Source organism: Bacillus sp. JUb11 (genome assembly GCF_024807925.1).
Classification (GTDB): Bacteria; Bacillota; Bacilli; order Bacillales; family Bacillaceae; genus Bacillus; species Bacillus altitudinis.
The window spans coordinates 433,255-450,622 of the sequence record NZ_JANUEZ010000002.1; the positions used below are offsets into that span (position 1 = coordinate 433,255).

At 40.4% G+C, this 17,368-nt stretch carries 15 protein-coding genes and 1 other annotated feature; of the genes, 9 read left to right on the forward strand and 6 right to left on the reverse strand.

Features of this window, described 5'->3' with window-relative positions:
• Positions 1-38 precede the first annotated feature (38 nt).
• The 7 genes from M2369_RS05425 to M2369_RS05455 all read left to right on the forward strand — a co-directional run bounded on the left by M2369_RS05425 (position 39) and on the right by M2369_RS05455 (position 8,636).
• On the forward strand, positions 39-611 hold the full coding sequence (locus M2369_RS05425) for a TetR/AcrR family transcriptional regulator (RefSeq protein ID WP_008348201.1): 573 nt from the start codon (positions 39-41) through the stop codon (positions 609-611).
• Positions 612-651: 40 nt separating this feature from the next.
• Positions 652-1,986: an MFS transporter gene (locus M2369_RS05430; protein ID WP_058336970.1), complete on the forward strand. Its 1,335-nt coding sequence runs from the start codon at positions 652-654 to the stop codon at positions 1,984-1,986.
• Positions 1,987-2,254: 268 nt separating this feature from the next.
• The gene (locus tag M2369_RS05435; RefSeq protein WP_144679143.1) at positions 2,255-3,238 is read left to right on the forward strand and encodes a YncE family protein; all 984 of its coding nucleotides are present in this window, start codon (positions 2,255-2,257) and stop codon (positions 3,236-3,238) included.
• Positions 3,235-3,921, forward strand: a complete 687-nt coding sequence (locus M2369_RS05440) for a response regulator transcription factor (protein ID WP_025208049.1) — start codon at positions 3,235-3,237, stop codon at positions 3,919-3,921. Before M2369_RS05435 ends, M2369_RS05440 begins: the two co-directional genes overlap by 4 nt.
• Positions 3,918-5,336, forward strand: coding sequence for a HAMP domain-containing sensor histidine kinase (locus M2369_RS05445; RefSeq protein WP_058336972.1), 1,419 nt, complete (start codon positions 3,918-3,920; stop codon positions 5,334-5,336). Before M2369_RS05440 ends, M2369_RS05445 begins: the two co-directional genes overlap by 4 nt.
• A 161-nt stretch (positions 5,337-5,497) precedes the next feature.
• Positions 5,498-7,612: an ArnT family glycosyltransferase gene (locus tag M2369_RS05450; protein ID WP_259253537.1), complete on the forward strand. Its 2,115-nt coding sequence runs from the start codon at positions 5,498-5,500 to the stop codon at positions 7,610-7,612.
• A gap of 31 nt (positions 7,613-7,643) precedes the next feature.
• Positions 7,644-8,636, forward strand: coding sequence for a glycosyltransferase family 2 protein (locus M2369_RS05455; RefSeq protein ID WP_144679141.1), 993 nt, complete (start codon positions 7,644-7,646; stop codon positions 8,634-8,636).
• 48 nt (positions 8,637-8,684) lie between these two features.
• Here the strand turns inward: M2369_RS05455 and M2369_RS05460 are convergent, their stop codons facing one another.
• Together M2369_RS05460 and M2369_RS05465 are read right to left on the reverse strand one after the other, a co-directional pair.
• Entirely contained in the window at positions 8,685-10,034 is a 1,350-nt protein-coding gene (locus M2369_RS05460; RefSeq protein ID WP_008348215.1) for an amino acid permease, read from the reverse strand.
• A gap of 75 nt (positions 10,035-10,109) precedes the next feature.
• Positions 10,110-10,334: a binding site (T-box leader), on the reverse strand.
• Between the two features lie 91 nt (positions 10,335-10,425).
• Complete coding sequence (locus M2369_RS05465) at positions 10,426-11,100, reverse strand: NAD(P)H-dependent oxidoreductase (RefSeq protein WP_045033987.1); 675 nt, start codon at positions 11,098-11,100, stop codon at positions 10,426-10,428.
• A gap of 220 nt (positions 11,101-11,320) precedes the next feature.
• Between M2369_RS05465 and M2369_RS05470 the strand changes: the two genes are divergently transcribed.
• A complete protein-coding gene (locus tag M2369_RS05470; RefSeq protein WP_017357877.1) occupies positions 11,321-11,686 on the forward strand; it encodes a winged helix-turn-helix transcriptional regulator in 366 nt (121 codons plus the stop codon).
• Positions 11,687-11,694: 8 nt separating this feature from the next.
• Here M2369_RS05470 and M2369_RS05475 read toward each other — a convergent pair whose 3' ends face one another.
• The 3 genes from M2369_RS05475 to ctpB all read right to left on the reverse strand — a co-directional run bounded on the left by M2369_RS05475 (position 11,695) and on the right by ctpB (position 15,097).
• Positions 11,695-12,882 carry a PDZ domain-containing protein gene (locus M2369_RS05475; RefSeq protein ID WP_024719912.1) on the reverse strand — a complete coding sequence of 396 codons (1,188 nt, stop codon included), beginning with the start codon at positions 12,880-12,882 and terminating at the stop codon, positions 11,695-11,697.
• Between the two features lie 68 nt (positions 12,883-12,950).
• A complete protein-coding gene (locus tag M2369_RS05480; RefSeq protein ID WP_007500014.1) occupies positions 12,951-13,304 on the reverse strand; it encodes a swarming motility protein SwrAA in 354 nt (117 codons plus the stop codon).
• A gap of 344 nt (positions 13,305-13,648) precedes the next feature.
• Positions 13,649-15,097: a carboxy-terminal processing protease CtpB gene (ctpB, locus tag M2369_RS05485; RefSeq protein ID WP_046344575.1), complete on the reverse strand. Its 1,449-nt coding sequence runs from the start codon at positions 15,095-15,097 to the stop codon at positions 13,649-13,651.
• 153 nt (positions 15,098-15,250) lie between these two features.
• On the opposite strand from ctpB, the gene M2369_RS05490 reads away from it, so the two are divergent.
• Positions 15,251-15,991 (forward strand): sulfite exporter TauE/SafE family protein, encoded by a 741-nt coding sequence (locus M2369_RS05490; RefSeq protein ID WP_017368130.1) that lies wholly within the window; start codon positions 15,251-15,253, stop codon positions 15,989-15,991.
• A 48-nt stretch (positions 15,992-16,039) separates the two neighbouring features.
• Here the strand turns inward: M2369_RS05490 and M2369_RS05495 are convergent, their stop codons facing one another.
• Complete coding sequence (locus M2369_RS05495; RefSeq protein ID WP_041507836.1) at positions 16,040-17,302, reverse strand: murein hydrolase activator EnvC family protein; 1,263 nt, start codon at positions 17,300-17,302, stop codon at positions 16,040-16,042.
• Positions 17,303-17,368 lie beyond the last annotated feature (66 nt).

Sequence of the window (17,368 nt, forward strand, 5' to 3'; positions counted from 1 at the left end):
TTTGTTGCAAACACATTCATAACCTGAGGTGAGTATGCTTGTTAAAATCAACAAATCAGCGGATCATTCGCGCAACAATGGAATTATTGTCTGAAAAGGGCTATCAAAAAACAACGACAAAAGAAATTGCGACAAAAGCGAATGTAAGTGAAGCGACAATTTTTCGTAACTTTAAAAACAAACGCGGCGTGATTGCTGCCATTATGAAAATGAAATCAACACCGACCAAAACCCTTGAAGCTGAATTTAAAGACGATTTATACACCGATTTAAAATTTCTCGGTAGCTATTTCCTTGAAGATTTGACTTCAAAAAAAGAATTTATCTATATCAGCATGAGAGAACCCGCTATGTTTAAAGATTTAACAGACCATGAAAAAATTTATCCTCAAGAATTGAGAGACATGCTGATTCATTATTTCAAAAAAATGAGTGCTCAGCATCGTGTATTAGAAGGAAAAGAAGACATCTATGCTGATATATTTATTAGCACGTATTTTGGCTTTTTCATTCAACAGCTAGAGCAAGACATTCAGCTTGTTTTAACACAAAAAGAAGACTTTATTGAGACATGCACACACATTTTCATGAGAGGAATTTCTCCCACTTAATTGGGTGAAATTCTTCTTTTTTACAAAGGTGGTAAACACATTGAATCTTAAAAAAGAGAACTTGATCATTTATTCTTTGCTGCTTGGAGCTATTTTAGTTCCAGTCAATTCAACCATGATCGCAGTCGCTCTATCATCCATATCAACTTATTACGAGCAATCCATATCAAACATTACTTGGGTGGTCACAATTTATCTAATTGTCATGGCAGTCACTCAACCTATTGCGGGTAAGCTGGGAGATATATACGGCCACCGCAGCATGTATTTAGCTGGTGTGATACTCTTTTTGGTTGGCTCCATTGGATGTGCTTTCGCACCTAATCTTGCTTTTCTTATTAGCTTCCGATCAATTCAAGCGGCAGGCGGAGCTATATTAACACCGAACAGCATTGCTTTAATTCGAGCAACAGTATCACATGAAAAGCTTTCTAAAACTATGGGTTTTTTCGGTTTTGGAGCGGGAATTGGTGCCGCACTTGGACCTTTTATCGGCTCTATTCTCATTCAGAGCTTTGACTGGCATTCCATTTTCCTAGTGAATATACCATTTTTGATTCTCACACTTGTGACAGGCGTTTTTATGATTCCGAAGATGAAACATACGCGTTTACAAGCCAATGTAGATATCATCGGTTCGTTATACTTAACAATCGGGATCGCCACACTCATTTTGTTTACTAAAAGCCAATTATTAAACGAATACATGATCTATGGCGTTCTAGCGGTCATTTCCATTCCTTTATTTTTCAAACACGTACGGAAAGTTACAAATCCCATCATTGATTTAACATTATTTAAAAACAGTACCTTTACGAACGCTAACCTTTCTATCATGCTTAGTAATTTTGTGATGTACGCGATTCTTCTCATTATGCCGCTGTTTATGGAGCAAAAACTCGCGCTTTCTCATACACAAAGCGGGATTTTCCTTTCGATCTTTTCACTCTGTATGTCTATTAGTGGATTACTCGGGGCAAAGCTCCATCCAATAAAAGGTGCCAAAAAAATGATTCGAGTTTCATTTCTCTGTCTTACTTTATCAGGTGTTATGCTGATCACACTAAGCAGCTACCCAAATTTACCACTCCTTATCATCACATTAGTCGCTGGGGGGATCTCATCAGGTATTGGCATGACTAGCATGCAGATGGCTTCTTTAACATCTGTTGATCAGAGTTTATCCGGCTCTGCATCTGGGATTTTTTCTACCTTTAGATATTTCGGAAGTATCATTTCATCTACTTTAATTGGTATATTAAGTGGTTTTCAATCTTTATTTATCATATTAATGGGCGCAGGTATTCTTGGTTTCCTCCTCTCTCATCGTCTAAAAACGAAACCCACTTCTCATTCATCTGAACACTCTGCTTAATGACTCCCTTCGCTCTATTTAGGGCGGGGGAGCTATGATTATTTGTTACTGTAACCGATTATGGATACAATGATCAAACTGTGAAAATGATCTTTTACTCATGAAAAAATGTCATATAAATAGACGAAAAAGAAATTTCAGCTTTCATTTACCTCTACTTCCCCACCTAAAAACTTCTTTTCATATCTTCCAGCATTCATAACTTCGATTTTTTTTCACAATTTTTGTGTTATGCTTTTTGAAAATAGAGCACCAAAGGAGCAGAAGGATGAAACGAGTGAAATATTTTTTAATATGCTTGCCAGCTCTACTATTTTTCCTAGCAGGCTGCGGAAAAGACCAGCAATTTACGCCCCCTGGCAGCTCTCAATCAATTGCTGTCATTTCTCAACTAAAAAAAGCCTCCTTTTCAATCGTTGATTTACAAAAAAATAAAATTGTCTCTTCCGTTGATTTAAAACATCCTCTCACTGATCTTGTTCACATCAACAAAGACGTGATCATTGCATCAAGTAAGGAAGGACAATCTCTTATAGAAATCAATTTAAAAAAAGGAACAGCAGCGGACTATATGAATGTGAATAAAGGTCTGACTTCACTTGCGTATGATGCGGATACCAACACTTTACTTGTGACCGATTCAGAGAAAAATGTCGTTTATTTTATCGATACAGTGCACAAGAAAATTAAAGCAACTGTGAAGACCGGGACATTACCCTCTTCTATGGCGTTGTCTTCTTCTGGAACGTTGTTTGTTTTAAATGCAAAAAGTCATTCTGTTTCAGTCATTGATATTGAAAAGAAAAAAAAGATACGAACGATTTCCGTCCTAGAACGGCCATCTGGCATTCATTTTGATGGGCATTCCATTTGGGTTGGAGGACACGGTAAACCGGGCACATTAAATAAGAGCATTTTTGCTTACGACCCTAAAACAGGTAAAAAACAGCGAGAAATCAAACTAGGTGTTATGCCAGTCGCATTTTTTTCAGAAAAAAACTCTTCTACTTTATATGTATTATGTCATGGAGACCATACACTATATAAAGTAAATACCGAGAAAAACAAACTGCTTTCCTCTGTTGAGACCGGTCAAAATCCGAATTATATCACTGCTGATTCCTCATCTATATATGTCAGTAACTTAGATGACAATTCAGTATCCGTCATCGACAAACATACATTTATGTTGAAGAACCGACTGAACATCCCAGCAGGACCTTATGCTATCATGTTGGAGGAAAAGAAATGAAAGAACAGATGAATATTTTAATAGTAGATGATGAATTAGATATGCTTGAGTTAATCGGATCCTTTTTGCAGAGACAAGGCTTTCACGTGATAACTGCAAATAATGGCACGGGCGCCTTACATCAGCTTGAAAAAGAGGCCATTGACCTTGTTGTATTGGATATTATGATGCCAGATATGGATGGATTCGAAGTCTGCCAGCGCATTAGGCAAACCTCTCAAATCCCCATTTTATTTTTAACAGCTAGAAGTTATGAAGAGGATCGCATTAAGGGGCTGGAAATTGGAGCAGACGACTACATCATGAAGCCTTTTAGTCTACGTGAGCTTGCAGCTAGAATTGAAACGACATTAAGACGAATTAGAGGTCTTTCTTTAAAGCGCAGTCGAATCATGATTGGTGACTTGGAGATCGATCAAGATGGCAGACAAGTCTATCTCAAGCAAGAGCCCATCAATTTAACAAGAAGAGAATTTGATTTACTTATGTTTCTTCTGCTCAATCAAGGCCAAGTCTTTTCCCGTGAACAGCTCTATCAAAAATTGTGGGAATCACACTCACCTAGTGGCTCTTTAAGAACAGTCGATACACATATTAAAACACTAAGACTGAAATTAAAGGAAGCGGAACGGTATATTAAGACCGTTTGGGGTGTCGGCTATAAGTTTGAGGAGGACAAATGAAGCCATTATCCATTAAAAGGAAAGTGCTTTTCTTAATCCTTTCCGTTATAGGCATCGTTGCTGCCTCAGCTCTTGCCCTGACTTATTACTTATACCAGCACTTATATATAGATAAACAGATTGACTCTTTAAGTTTACAAGGAAAGAAGCTGGCAGAAATCTATCACAAACACGGGAAAGACACATATTTTACTGACAGAATGAAGTGGGCAAATGACTCAAGTCAGGCAAGTGTTATTTTTACTGATGATCCTATGGAGCTTTCAAGCGGTATTCCTTTCGATACGAATACAAACGATAACCTCATTACGTTTAAAGAACGCCAAAAGCTTCTTCAGGGGAAAACAGTTGTGTTAATTAGAGAACACCCCCAGTTTCATCAAGATATTCTCGGAATTGCCATCCCTGTGTTCTCAAACAAAAATGATTTATCAGGAACCATTTTCCTCTCTATGCCTTTATCTGATGTGTATGAACCGTTTGTTCAAATTCGATTAACACTTGGCATCTCTATTTTAATTATCCTGCTTTTGATTTTCTTTATTGGATATAAAAGTTCTAATAAAGTCGTAAGGACGATCAATCAAATGAAAGAAATTGCAATGGAAATGGAATCTGGTGATTTTTCAAAACGCATGGCTGTGACCAAAAAAGGGGATGAGTTAAATCAGCTGAGCCGTTCCTTTAATAAACTGTCCTCTACCTTAGAAAAAGTTGAACAGCATCGCAGAGAGTTCCTTGCCAATGTCTCCCACGAACTGAGAACGCCTTTAAGTTATATGAAAGGCTATGCTGAAGGAATTGAAGAAGGCATTATTGATCAAAAGAAAGGCATGCAGATTATTCAAGACGAATCCACACGATTAAGCCGGCTCGTACATGACCTTCTTGATCTCGCACAGTTAGAGGGGGAATCTTACCCACTAACGATGGAGCCGATCGTCTTTGCGCAGCTTATTCATGATGTTCTTGATCAAATGACATTCATTGCTAGTCAAAAGAGAATCTCGTTCAACCGAGAACTTGAAGAGGACTGTATTATTTATGGTGATAGCGATCGACTTGAGCAAGTCATTCGTAATTTATTGGACAATGCCATCCATTACACGCCTTCAGGAAAATCGATTTCGATTGAATTATTCGTTCACCAACAAACTGCTGAATTGAGAATTACAGATGAAGGCAGCGGAATTCCAAAAGGAGATCTCCCTCATGTCTCTGAGCGTTTTTATCGAGTGAATAAAGCCCGCACAAGAAAAGATGGCGGCTCTGGTCTTGGACTAGCCATTGTTTATCAAATTATAAAAAAACATCGTGGCACGTTCGTTCTTCAATCTGAACAAGGCCTAGGTACGACCGCTATTATACAATTACCAAGTGCAGAGACCTCTGAAACTCCGCCTGTCTCCTCATAAAATAAGATGACATCATAAGATGACATCTTAAACAAAACAGCTCTTTCCTAGAGCTGTTTTTATTCAACAGAAAAATAAAGAATTGGCCTTTTTTTATTAACAATTTATTCATATTTGCTTGTTACACTTTTTTCAAGTTAAGAAAAAGGAGTGACAAGCTTTTGATTAGACGCTTTCAGAAATTTGATCTTTATTTATTTTTCATATTGATTTTATCTGCCATTTTAAACATTTATAACATTTGGAACGACGATACGGTGAACGCTTATTATACAGCGGCGGTCACAAGTATGATGCAAAGCTGGCATAATTTCTTCTTTGCTTCGTTCGATCCCTCAGGTTATGTCACGGTGGATAAACCACCGCTCGCCTTCTGGCTGCAAACGATCAGTGCCAAAATTTTTGGCCTGCATGGCTGGAGTGTGATCTTACCCCAAGCTTTAGCTGGCATTGGATCTGTTTATTTAATCTACCGCCTAGTCAAACCTACATTTGGTCAGGCTGCTGCAAGACTGTCAGCGCTTATTATGGCGTGTACACCAATCGCAGTTGCTGTATCTCGTACAAATAACATTGACAGCTTACTCGTCTTTATTCTTTTACTCGCAACAGCCATGATGTTCAAGGCTGTGAAACAGCAGAAAGTGCTTTGGGCGATTGCTTCTTTTGCAATGATCGGTGTCGGTTTTAATACAAAAATGCTACAAGCGTATATGATTGTACCGGCTCTCGTCCTGTTTTACATCATTGCCTATCGAACGACATGGAAGAAAAAGTTGTTATCGCTGATGATTTCAATGATTGTTCTTTTAGGTGTATCTGCTTCATGGTCTATAGCGGTTGATCTCACTTCCAAAGACAATCGTCCTTATATGGGATCAAGTCAATCGAACTCAGCACTAGAATTAGCCTTTGGTTACAATGGTCTGCAGCGGTTGACTGGTCAACAGTCTGGCGGAGGAGGCGGCACAAATCAGGGTGAGGGACAGCCACCTTCACAGCAGGGTGATCAGCAAAATGACAATAATTCATCCACCATGCCTCAGCCGCCATCGAATGGAGCTCAAAACAACTCAGACAATTCAAACCAATCATCCAGTCAGGAACAGCCTTCCATGCAAGGACCACCAAGCAATGCAAACGGCACAACACCACCTGATATGCCATCAGGCGGTAATGGTGATGGACCGCCAAGTGGTGGGGGCGGAAAAATGGGAAGTGGTTCTGGCATGTTTGGAACAGGAACAAAAGGGCCATTACGTCTGTTCCAATCTGAACTGTCCGATCAAATCAGCTGGCTGCTTCCATTTGCGCTCTTTGGTGCGATTGGTATCTTCTTCTCGACAGCCTTTGAAAGAAGACGTCTCAATACAAAACAAAAAGAAACACTATTTTGGTTAGCTTGGCTTATACCTGTTGCTGCATTTTTCAGTGTAGCAGGATTTTTCCATCACTATTATTTAATCATGCTGGCACCGCCAATTGCTGTATTAGCAGGAGCCGGATGGGTGTCTATGACTCAATTGTTTCAAACGGGAACTGGCTTTAAAAAATGGCTACTGCCAATTGCGATATTCGTCACAACCGCATTTGAAATCTTTATCCTATCCACATTTACAAGCACAATCGGTCTTGGATTAAGCATTGCAGTCGGTATCATTGGTATTGGAACGATCCTTTCTCTACTTTTGATAAAAGGGAAAGAAAAACTAAAACAATTCATGTCTCTCATTGCCATCCTTGGGATGCTGATCGCACCCCTATACTGGGCAAGCACACCTCTTCTTTACGGAGGAAACAGTATGCTGCCAGAGGCTGGTCCTCAGCTTGCAACTTCAAGTGGCAGCATGAGTTCACAAGTCAATGAAAAGCTGATCAGCTATCTGGAGAAAAACAATACGGGAGAAGAATTCCTATTCGGGACAACAGATGCAACCACTGCTTCGCCTTACATTATTAAAACAGGAAAAGCTGTTATGGCATTAGGTGGATTTAGTGGATCTGATAACATTCTCACGCTTAATGAATTCAAACAGCTCGTTAAAGACGGCAAAATCAAATACTTCTATCTTTCTGGTATGAGAGGCGGCAGCTCTGACATTCTCACTTGGATTCAAAAAAATGGAAAAGAAGTATCTGCTTCTAAATGGCAGAACAGCTCTACATCCAAAACGAATCAGCAAACAGACAGCCAACAATCAAAACAAAATGATCAGTCAAATGGACGAATGGGCGGAATGGAGAGCGGTACTCTTTATGAACTATCCGTTGATTAATTCATCTATTAAAAGGGAGGAACGATGACTGATGGAAAAGAACATACAATACTCTGTTGTAGTCCCAGTGTATAATGAAGAACTTGTGATCCATGAATCGTATCAGCGCCTCAAGACCGTCATGGATTCGACGGGAGAAGCATATGAGCTTCTCTTCGTCAATGACGGCAGTATGGATCGAACAGCTGAACTGATTAAAGGGTACTGCCAGACCGATCCGCATGTGAGACTTATTGATTTTTCTCGTAACTTTGGGCATCAAATTGCCATTACAGCGGGAATGGATTATGCAAAGGGAGAAGCTGTCGTAGTGATTGATGCGGATTTACAAGATCCACCTGAATTGATTTTAGACATGATTGAAAAATGGAAGGAAGGCTATGAGGTCGTATACGCGGTCCGCACGCAACGAAAAGGCGAAACAGCTTTCAAAAAGTACACGGCTTCCCTTTTCTACCGAGTGCTACGTCAAATCACCGAAGTAGATATTCCTATTGACACCGGCGACTTTAGATTGATGGATCGTAAAGTGTGTCATGAAATGAAAAAAATACGCGAGAAAAACCCATTTGTCCGCGGATTAGTGAGCTGGGTTGGCTTCAAACAAATTGCGGTAGAATATGTTCGGGATGAGCGGTTGGCAGGAGAAACAAAGTACCCTCTCAAAAAGATGCTCAAGCTCTCGATGGATGGGATCACATCTTTTTCTTACAAACCTTTAAAGCTAGCCAGCGTAGCAGGTATTGCCCTTTCAGTTATTGGCTTCATTTCGATGTTTCTAGTTTTATATTTAAAGCTTTTTACAAACAGCACCATCACCGGCTGGAGTTCATTAATTGTCATTCAGCTATTCTTTAGCGGGATCATCCTCTTTATGTTAGGCATGATTGGGGAGTATATCGGCCGAATCTACGATGAAGCCAAGGACCGGCCGCTTTATATCGTCAGGGAGAGCTATGGCCTTCAGGCAAAGCCACATCCCGTTCAATCCCCTGTCCACTTCAAGCAATATAAACAGCATTAAAAAAAGCGTGCGAGACCCTTCAGAAGGTCCTGCACGCTTTTTAATAAATTAGACGGCTGTTTCAAACCGTTTTCTGTTAATAAAGAAAGAAAGTGTAATGATTAAATAAATGCCCATGGTGACCAGCGTTTGAACAATTGGTGTATTGAATACAACGCCGACAAAAATGGCCATGATCGCAATAACGGAAAACCACGTTGTGAAAGGATACAGCTTCACGCGATATCCGCCTGGCTGTGCGACGCTTCGAGATTTCAAATGACCGACGGCAATGATAAACCAGATGAATAGAACTGTGTAACTTAAAGAGCCCATTAAGTAATTAAACGTTTGACTTCCTACAAAAAGAGAAATCAATACAGCTGCATACAAGGTAGATGTACATACAAGGATGGCTCGAACAGGCACCTGCTGTTTTGACAGCTTGGAGAATCCTTTCCATACACGGCCATCCATTGCCTGTGTATAAAGCACCCGTGATGAAGCATACAAGCCAGAGTTCATAGAAGACAAAATCGCTAGTAAGATAATACCATTCATGATGTCACTAGCATACGGTACTCCGATTGTTGCAAACACTGTCACAAATGGACTTACTTGCTCATTGTTGACTTGATTCCAAGGGATTAAGCTGACAATGATAAAGAACGGCAGTACATAAAAACCGATGATGCGTACAAACGTACTTTGAATGGCCTTTGGGATGACTTTTTCAGGGTTTTTTGTTTCTGCTAAAGTGACCCCAATCATCTCCGTCCCACCATATGAATACACGACAACCAGCATTGCTGCAATTAATCCGCCAGTACCATTTGGGAAAAATCCACCGTGATCCGTTAAGTTAGACAATCCAGGTGCTGCATGCTGTCCGAATGAGACAAATAGCATGGTAAATCCAATGATAATAAATAAGATGATGACAGCAATTTTAATAGAAGCCAACCAATACTCTGTCTCAGCAAACATTTTGACTGAGCAAACATTAATGATTGTGACTACAAGTGAAATGATTAACACAAGCATCCAGATTGGCACTTGTGGGAACCAGTACTGAATAAAGATGGCCGACACAATCGCTTCTGCTGCAATATTCAGCACCCACATCTTCCAATAGATCCAGTCTAAGAAATAGGCCGGATACTTTCCTAACACAGGTTCAATCAAGTCACGGAATGTTCTTGCTCCAGGTCGTGCAACGGTCATTTCGGCAAGTCCTTGCATAATAAATAATAAAATAAGACCACCAATCATGTATGCCAAAATGACAGCAGGACCCGCAATATCAATGGCAGAACTGCTTCCTTTAAACAGACCAGCACCGATGGCACCGCCAAGCGCAAGCATCATAATATGCCTTGATGTCATTGTTCGTTTTAACTGCACATGTTCCTTTTCCATTTTCTATAGCTCCTTTAAATTTGAATCTTCAGACAAATATGAGATAAAAGCATATAAAAAGGCCAGCCATCTCCTGGAAGAGACGACTGACCTTGCAACCGCGTTACCACTCTTATTGATTCAGCCATGGCTGAATCCAACTTAAAACCCGATAACGGAGGTCACACGTAAAGACTTACTATTCATTCAGTCTTACCGCTCTTTGAGCGAGTTCAATGATTCGTTTTACTGCGTTGCACCGACCCGCAGCTCTCTTAAAAAACGGATGTTCATTTACTATTCTCAAGTCAAAGCGTTTATAGTCAAATTTGTATATTCGTCAAAGATTTTATTTTTTAAATATACTGACTAACCACGCAATTGTCAACAGCCTTTTTCAGACAAACAGCGATTAACGAATCCAAACAGCTACTTCATCCATCGGGCGACGTGTTTTGCCGCGTTTTGGCTCAGTGACACGATAACCGAAGGCTGCCATGACAGAGATGTCGTATTGACCATCCTCCAGTAACCCTTCTTCTTCTAAGATACGATGGATGTGATCGTAGCTAAATCCTTCAACTGGGCATGAATCAATGCCGATCTGTGCCGCAGCTGTCATCATGTTACCTAAGGCAATATACGTTTGTTTTGAAGCCCAATCAAATAATGTACGGTCATTTTCTAGTAGATGAAGATCGTTCTCTTGGAATTCTCTGTAGCGCCCCTTGACCATTTCAAACGTTTCGTCTGTCATTCCTTTGATTTGCTTGTTGATGTATTCTGCATATGCTGAATCATAGCGGGCATCTGTTCTTGCCAAGATGATCACAAAATGGCTGGCAGTTGGAAGCTGCTTTTGCGCCCCCCATGTATACTCTTTTAATTTTTCTCTGAATGCTTCATTTTGAACAACGAGGAACTTCCAAGGCTCAAACCCTACAGAGCTTGGAGAAAGTCTTCCTGTTTCTAAAATAAATGCAAAATCATCCTCTGGAATCTTTTTCGCTGGGTCAAACTCTTTTGTCGCATGACGGAATTCATACGCCTCAATGATTTCTTTTTTTAATAGCTCTTTGTCTCGCATGTTATTCATCCTTTCTAATGAACAGGTGTGTTCCCACAATCCAATTTCTTTCCATTCCCTAATAGAAATTGTTATGATAGGAAAACAAACAACCCGAATGTGTGATGTCTATCTCTATGGTAAAAGAAAAGCTTCCATTGATTCAAGTACGCACATTTTTGTTCGTTAGGTACAAACATGTTCATTTATGACCATTTTCGTTTAAGAAAGGAATGTTGAGATGAGTGCACCATCCAATCCAGTCAGTATTGTGAATCATGGCTGTCCCGTGTCTATCACTACAAATGTCATCGGAGGGAAATGGAAAGGCGTCATCCTTTATCATTTGACTTGCGGTCCAAAGCGTTACAACGAAATACGCCGGCTTCTGCCAAGAATTTCGCAGCGTGTCCTGACGTTGCAATTACGAGAACTTGAACAAGACGGGATTGTTCACCGTGAAGTCTATGAGGAAGTTCCTCCTCGTGTCGAGTATTCACTGACTTCTCTTGGAAATACGTTAAAGCCCATTATCTTTGCCATGCGTGAATGGGGCGAATCCTATGGAAGAGAAACGCGCCCAAAAGAAAAAAGCTGCCATCTCTAGCAGCTTTTTTAAGATGAAATCGCCGTTGGCTCTTGCTGAGGATCGTCCTTCACAAACAGGATACCAAGCTGGTGATGCTCCCCTTCGTAAGAGGCGCGTTTCTCAAACCTTGTCTGACCATTGAGACCAATGATCTCAAGCTTTGTCAGAGCACGATTGGTTTGTAGTGCTTCATAAAATTCTGAAACGGTTTTGATCTCGATTCCATTGACCTTTGTAATAATTTCTCCGATCTCAAGCTTTAAATCAGCCGCAGGGGTATTCGGAATGATACCAAGCACCATAAGCCCTTGATTCCGCTTAGAGAAAAAGAATGGTGCAGCGTTGTCATTCGCCCTCTGCTTCCATGATAAAAAGGCTCTTCCTGCAATCGCTAGAACAACAGCTCCCCACGCAATCGGCTCAAACCAAATACTTGCCGCACCTACTACAGCAACAACTAGACCGAGCATCATTATTCGGCGTGACGTAATTTGAATACTCACAATTGGCAGCGATCCTTGAATACGCTGGCCAAAGCCGATGATGTACGGGATCACAATAAATGAAAAGCTTTGATCGTGCACTTGAAGCACAGGCCACCATGGCAGAGAAGAAGTCCATTCACCTGCCGGCATCAGCAAAACAAGTGGTAGAAGCCACAGACGGTTTGCTCGCTGCTGGCCGATCAAAAGTCCTCTCGCACTCATCACCATTGCAGGCGATGTACGTAAATGCGCCGTTCGATAGGCTAAGATGCCTTCGGTCATTAACAGTAGCCCTAACAGGATCACAACGGCTGATGCATTCATCATTGAAAGCTGCGGCAGCCAAGAATGGCTCACTTGAACAGACATCAGTCCAAATGCCGCAATAAAACTGAAACCGAGTGTGTATGCAGACGAAAGCGCACTCGCCTTAAAGAATAAAGAGAAAACGATGGTCATCGCTGCAATCAGCACGATGAATCCAGGCGGAAGGGAAATCCCTAAGCCTACAGATATGATCGATAGACAAATTCCTGGAACCCATCCTTTTGAATATGTAAATTTCAGTTCATCGTAAACATCTTCTATTCTTGTTTGAAACGCTTTTCTCTCCCGCTTTACGCGGATGTAGCCATATAATAGGCTGATTAATATCATAAAATAAAAAAGAGGATGGATTAAAAACAGACCGACCGCTTTTAATCCGGCTCCCATCCACTCCGAGCTCATTATCGTTCACCGCCCAAGTCAAGCATTTTCTCTTATTCTATCAAATAAATCGATGCTTGACATCAGGTTTATTTCTCCTGATTCATCCAAAGTGTGACATTCGACAGTGAAAAATCTTTTAAATAGTGATTTACATCTACATCTAGTATGCCGCCGAGAAGCTGCATGGACCTCTTGATGTCGGTTAAGTTTATACCAAGTCTCTTATGATTATCCATTAAATAATTGAAGTATATCTCAGCACAGTCTTCATCGATCTCGTCGACTGATTCTACCGTTGTGTAATTGACCAAGTACCTGCTTAACAGCATGAGTAGACTTAATGCCTTTGTAGCCGAAAACGTCACATCTTTCGTACGACTCTTAAGCTCCTCTACCAACTCGTAATATTTTTTCTCTCTCACAATACTTGCCCTTTTCAATTGTGTACCCCCATTTACTAGTTCTTTTAAGAAAAGCGCAAACCTCGGTACAGCTCAATGCTTAAGCTGAATATCCGCAAAAAATAAAATATTTAAAATGAGTGCTACTTTTTATTGTAAGAATTATTTATGTAACATACAACTTTCAAAAGTTTCATTTTCATGACATGTTTAAATCAACAGAAAGTCTCTTATATAAATATGTTATCGGGTAAATTCGAAGGAATGTTATGTTTTTTGTAAAATAAATGAATATATTTCTCGATATAATATATTTTTAAGAATAAATTATTACATGTTCGTAACACTAATGAACCAAAAAAAAGAGGCATTTATTCGCCTCTTTATTTTTTGAGATATAGTGCTTTTAGTGCAGTTTGTAGCTGAAGATCATTCTTTTCATAAGATTTCACTTCATCTACCATCTTGTTCATCATTTTCGCTGTCTTTAAATCAATCACACCTGATTTTTCGAGATTGTATGTGCTTTGAAATGCGAGTACAGCCTTTTTCGTTTCTTCGTCAAAATATCCATCTACTCTGCCAGGGTCAAATGACAACCCTTTTAACAATGTCTGTGCTTGTCTGACTTCTTCATTGTTCATATCAAGCTGAAGTGGTTCTTTCAGCTGGAGCGGGCCAACGGTGAAGTAATCTGGTTGATGAATCGCAATGGTCGGCACAACGCCTTTTTTGTGAATCCAATTCCCTTTCGGTGTCAGCCACTTATACAGCGTTAATTTAATGTTACTTCCATCTCCCATTGGTACCGCCTGCTGCACAGTCCCTTTACCAAAGGAAACGTCACCTACCACTTCATACTTCCCTGCTTCTTTCATGGCACCAGCCAGAATTTCAGAAGCGGATGCACTTCCTTTATCAATTAAGACATTGACCGGGTATGGTTTTTGTTCTTTTCGTTTTGAAAAATATCGTTTTCGATCGCCATTCCGTTCTGCAATTTGAATATATGGCTGATCCTTTGTGATAAAATGTTTCAAAATGTCTTCCACACTTTGTAGATAGCCGCCAGGATTTCCTCTCACGTCCAGCACAAGGCCTTCCATGCCCTTTTTCTCGAGCTTATTCAAGCTTGCCGTGAAATCCTTCGCCGTATCTTCAGAGAAGCTAGAGATCGCAATATAGCCTGTTTTATGACCATTGACCTCTTTCATTGAAGCCGTTACGGTTTCAAGCGGAATTTCTTCTCGTTTGATATGGAATGTTAGCTCTTTTTCAATTCCATTTCGTCTGATTTTCAAGGCGACAGACGTTCCTTTTTTTCCTCTTATTTTCAGTACAGCATCGTTTAGGCTTTTTTCTTTCATCGACTCACCGTCAATGCTGATGATTTCATCTTTCGGTTTCAGACCCGCCTTTGCCGCAGGGGATTTTTTAAAGGCAGAGACAATGATAATCTTTCCTTCATCCATTCCAACTTCTGCCCCAATTCCTTCAAATGAGGAATCAAGTGAATCCGAAAATTGCTTTGCGGTTTGCTTGTCCATGTATACTGAATACGGATCATTTAAGGTTGAAAGCATTCCTTGTATGGCACCTTCAAGCAGCTTTTGACGATCCACTTCCTCTACATATTCATTCGAAATGAGGTCATAGGCTTTCTCAATTTTCTCCATTCCGTTTTCCTTCGCTCGATCACTTGATTGAGCTTGTCCAGCCACTGCAGCAGCCGCTTTCGGTGACTCCGCTTGAGTCGCCTCTTTATGCGTCATAACCCCTGCACTGATGATGAGAATGACACTTGCCATGATGGATGCGATTTGTTTTTTCATATTTGGCCTCCTTCTTCAACTCTTCCTGATGACCTGAGTTATTATATGCCAGAAGAAGGGATTTCATGTAAAGACATTCTCCTAAGGAGGCTTGACTAATCATTTCAATAGGTGTAATTTTTATTTTGTTACGATCGAGAAGGAGTCTTCGCTATGTATATTATATTGACGATGCTTTTATTAGGAATTTTACTAGGTTTTGTAGGAGCTGGCGGGGCTGGTTTTGTCATCGCATTGCTGACGTTAATCTTTGATGTACCAATCCATACTGCACTTGGGACATCTTTAGCTGCTATGGCATTTACGACTTTATCTGGTGCATACAGCCACTACCGGGAAGGAAATATCCAGCTCAAATCAGGTTTGATTGTCGGTGCACTAGCTTGTATTGCTTCATTTGCCGGAGCAAAAGTGGCTCCTTTTATTCCAGAGGATAGCTTGCACTATTTAACAGCTGGTATGCTCTTTTTATCTGCTGTTTTTATGATGATCAAATTGTTTGTCCTAAAAGAAGATGCTGAGCAGCAGCCGCTTTCTTCACGCCAATTGCTGATCAGGGGCATTATATTAGGCCTTGTATCAGGGATGCTTTCAGGGATGTTCGGTATCGGATCAGCACCATTTATTCAAGTGGGGCTTTTGATTTTGCTGAAGCTGTCTATTAGACAAGCTGTTGGCACAACGATGCTAGTGATTATTCCAATCTCTATTGGCGGTGGAATTGGCTATATTTCAGAAGGCTATGTTGACTTTATCCTGCTCGTTCAGATCTTAATCGGTACCGTATTAGGGGCTTTTATTGGGGCAAAATTTACACGCCTTGCGCCGAAACCTCTCTTAAAATCCGCTGTGCTTTTAACACCTATTATTGCCGGATTACTGCTGTTATTTTAACTTCATCTACATGAAAAAAGCCGATAACATGATGTTATCGGCTTTTTGTCAGCGGATATATTGCGCTGGATTGACTGCATTTGATTTCGCGCCATTCCATAATCCTTTATGAATTTCAAAATGAAGATGCTGGCCATAAGACTGACCTGTGTTGCCCATATATCCAAGGAATTGACCTTGCTCGACTCTTTGACCTGTTGACACACTTCTTGTTGAAAGATGAGCGTATACCGTTTGATACGTTTGGCCATTGATGTTATGTGTAATGAACACCACGTTCCCATAACTCGACGAGTAGCTTGAGTTCGTGACTGTTCCAGATGCGGCTGCAACGACAGATACAGTGCCTTTTGCAGCGATATCTAATCCGTAATGCTGTCCGCCAGAACGTCCGCCAAAGCCTGATGAGAAACGGCCTGCAGCTGGTTTAATGAAACCTGAGCTACTTGCTGGTGTATCTGACACTTGATCAGATCCTCCACTTGGTGCAGGTGCAATTTTTTCAGCAGCTGCTTGTTCTGCTTTCTTCGCTTCTTCTTTTTGACGACGTGCCTCTTCAGACTTTACCGCCGCTTTTTGATTCGCTAAAATTTCTTGTTCATTTTCAAGCTTTCCTAGTTCATCATGTGCATGTTCTTTTTCTTCAGTTACATGACCAAGGACTTTTCCTTTTTCTTTTTGCTGTTTAGATAGGTCCTTTTTCAACGTTTCAAGCTCTTTCAAAGATGTTTCAAGTCCACTTAGCTGTTTATTTAGCTCTGCTTCTTTTTGCTCTACTAGCTCCAAATCATTTTCGTGTTCTGTAATCATGTCTTTATCTGCTTCGACGATGGTTGTAACAGCTCCCACACGACTGACAAAATCACTAAAGCTACGAGCACCTAGCAGCACATCTAAATAGTTGATTGTACCGCCACTTTTTTGCATAGAACGAATTCGATCTTTGAAAATCGCTTTTCTCTTTTCAATTCGCTCGTTGATGACTTCAATTTCTTTTTTTAGTTTTTTGATCTCTTGTTTCGTCTGTTTGACCTCTTTTTCTTTTTCTGCGACTTTTTCAGTTGCGGCACTTACTTTTTGGTCAATTTTTTCAATTTCTTGCTTTAGCTTTGATTCTTTCTTTTCAAGCTTTGCCAGTTCTGATTTCTTTTTCTTCAAGGTTGATTCAGTCTTCGATGTTTTCTCTTCAATTTGTTGACGTTTTTGATCTAGGTCTTCGTATGCGAATGCACGATTTTCGTTCCCTGGAATGTATAGCCACGTTGTTCCAATAAACGCTGCCATTCCAGCCATTATCAGCTTTCTTTTCAAAACGATATTCCCCTCCCATGACAACTGTCGACATGAAGAGTCGACCGGATGAATTGGATCAACCGG

What these genes read in the sequence shown, in the direction of transcription:
- M2369_RS05435 (WP_144679143.1), top strand. Translation starts at nt 2,255, where the DNA reads ATGAAACGAGTGAAATATTTTTTAATATGCTTGCCAGCTCTACTATTT.
- M2369_RS05490 (WP_017368130.1), top strand. Translation starts at nt 15,251, where the DNA reads ATGTATATTATATTGACGATGCTTTTATTAGGAATTTTACTAGGTTTT.
- M2369_RS05460 (WP_008348215.1), bottom strand. Translation starts at nt 10,034, where the DNA reads ATGGAAAAGGAACATGTGCAGTTAAAACGAACAATGACATCAAGGCAT.
- M2369_RS05465 (WP_045033987.1), bottom strand. Translation starts at nt 11,100, where the DNA reads ATGCGAGACAAAGAGCTATTAAAAAAAGAAATCATTGAGGCGTATGAA.
- M2369_RS05445 (WP_058336972.1), top strand. Translation starts at nt 3,918, where the DNA reads ATGAAGCCATTATCCATTAAAAGGAAAGTGCTTTTCTTAATCCTTTCC.
- M2369_RS05475 (WP_024719912.1), bottom strand. Translation starts at nt 12,882, where the DNA reads ATGAGCTCGGAGTGGATGGGAGCCGGATTAAAAGCGGTCGGTCTGTTT.
- M2369_RS05470 (WP_017357877.1), top strand. Translation starts at nt 11,321, where the DNA reads ATGAGTGCACCATCCAATCCAGTCAGTATTGTGAATCATGGCTGTCCC.
- M2369_RS05455 (WP_144679141.1), top strand. Translation starts at nt 7,644, where the DNA reads ATGGAAAAGAACATACAATACTCTGTTGTAGTCCCAGTGTATAATGAA.
- M2369_RS05440 (WP_025208049.1), top strand. Translation starts at nt 3,235, where the DNA reads ATGAAAGAACAGATGAATATTTTAATAGTAGATGATGAATTAGATATG.
- ctpB (WP_046344575.1), bottom strand. Translation starts at nt 15,097, where the DNA reads ATGAAAAAACAAATCGCATCCATCATGGCAAGTGTCATTCTCATCATC.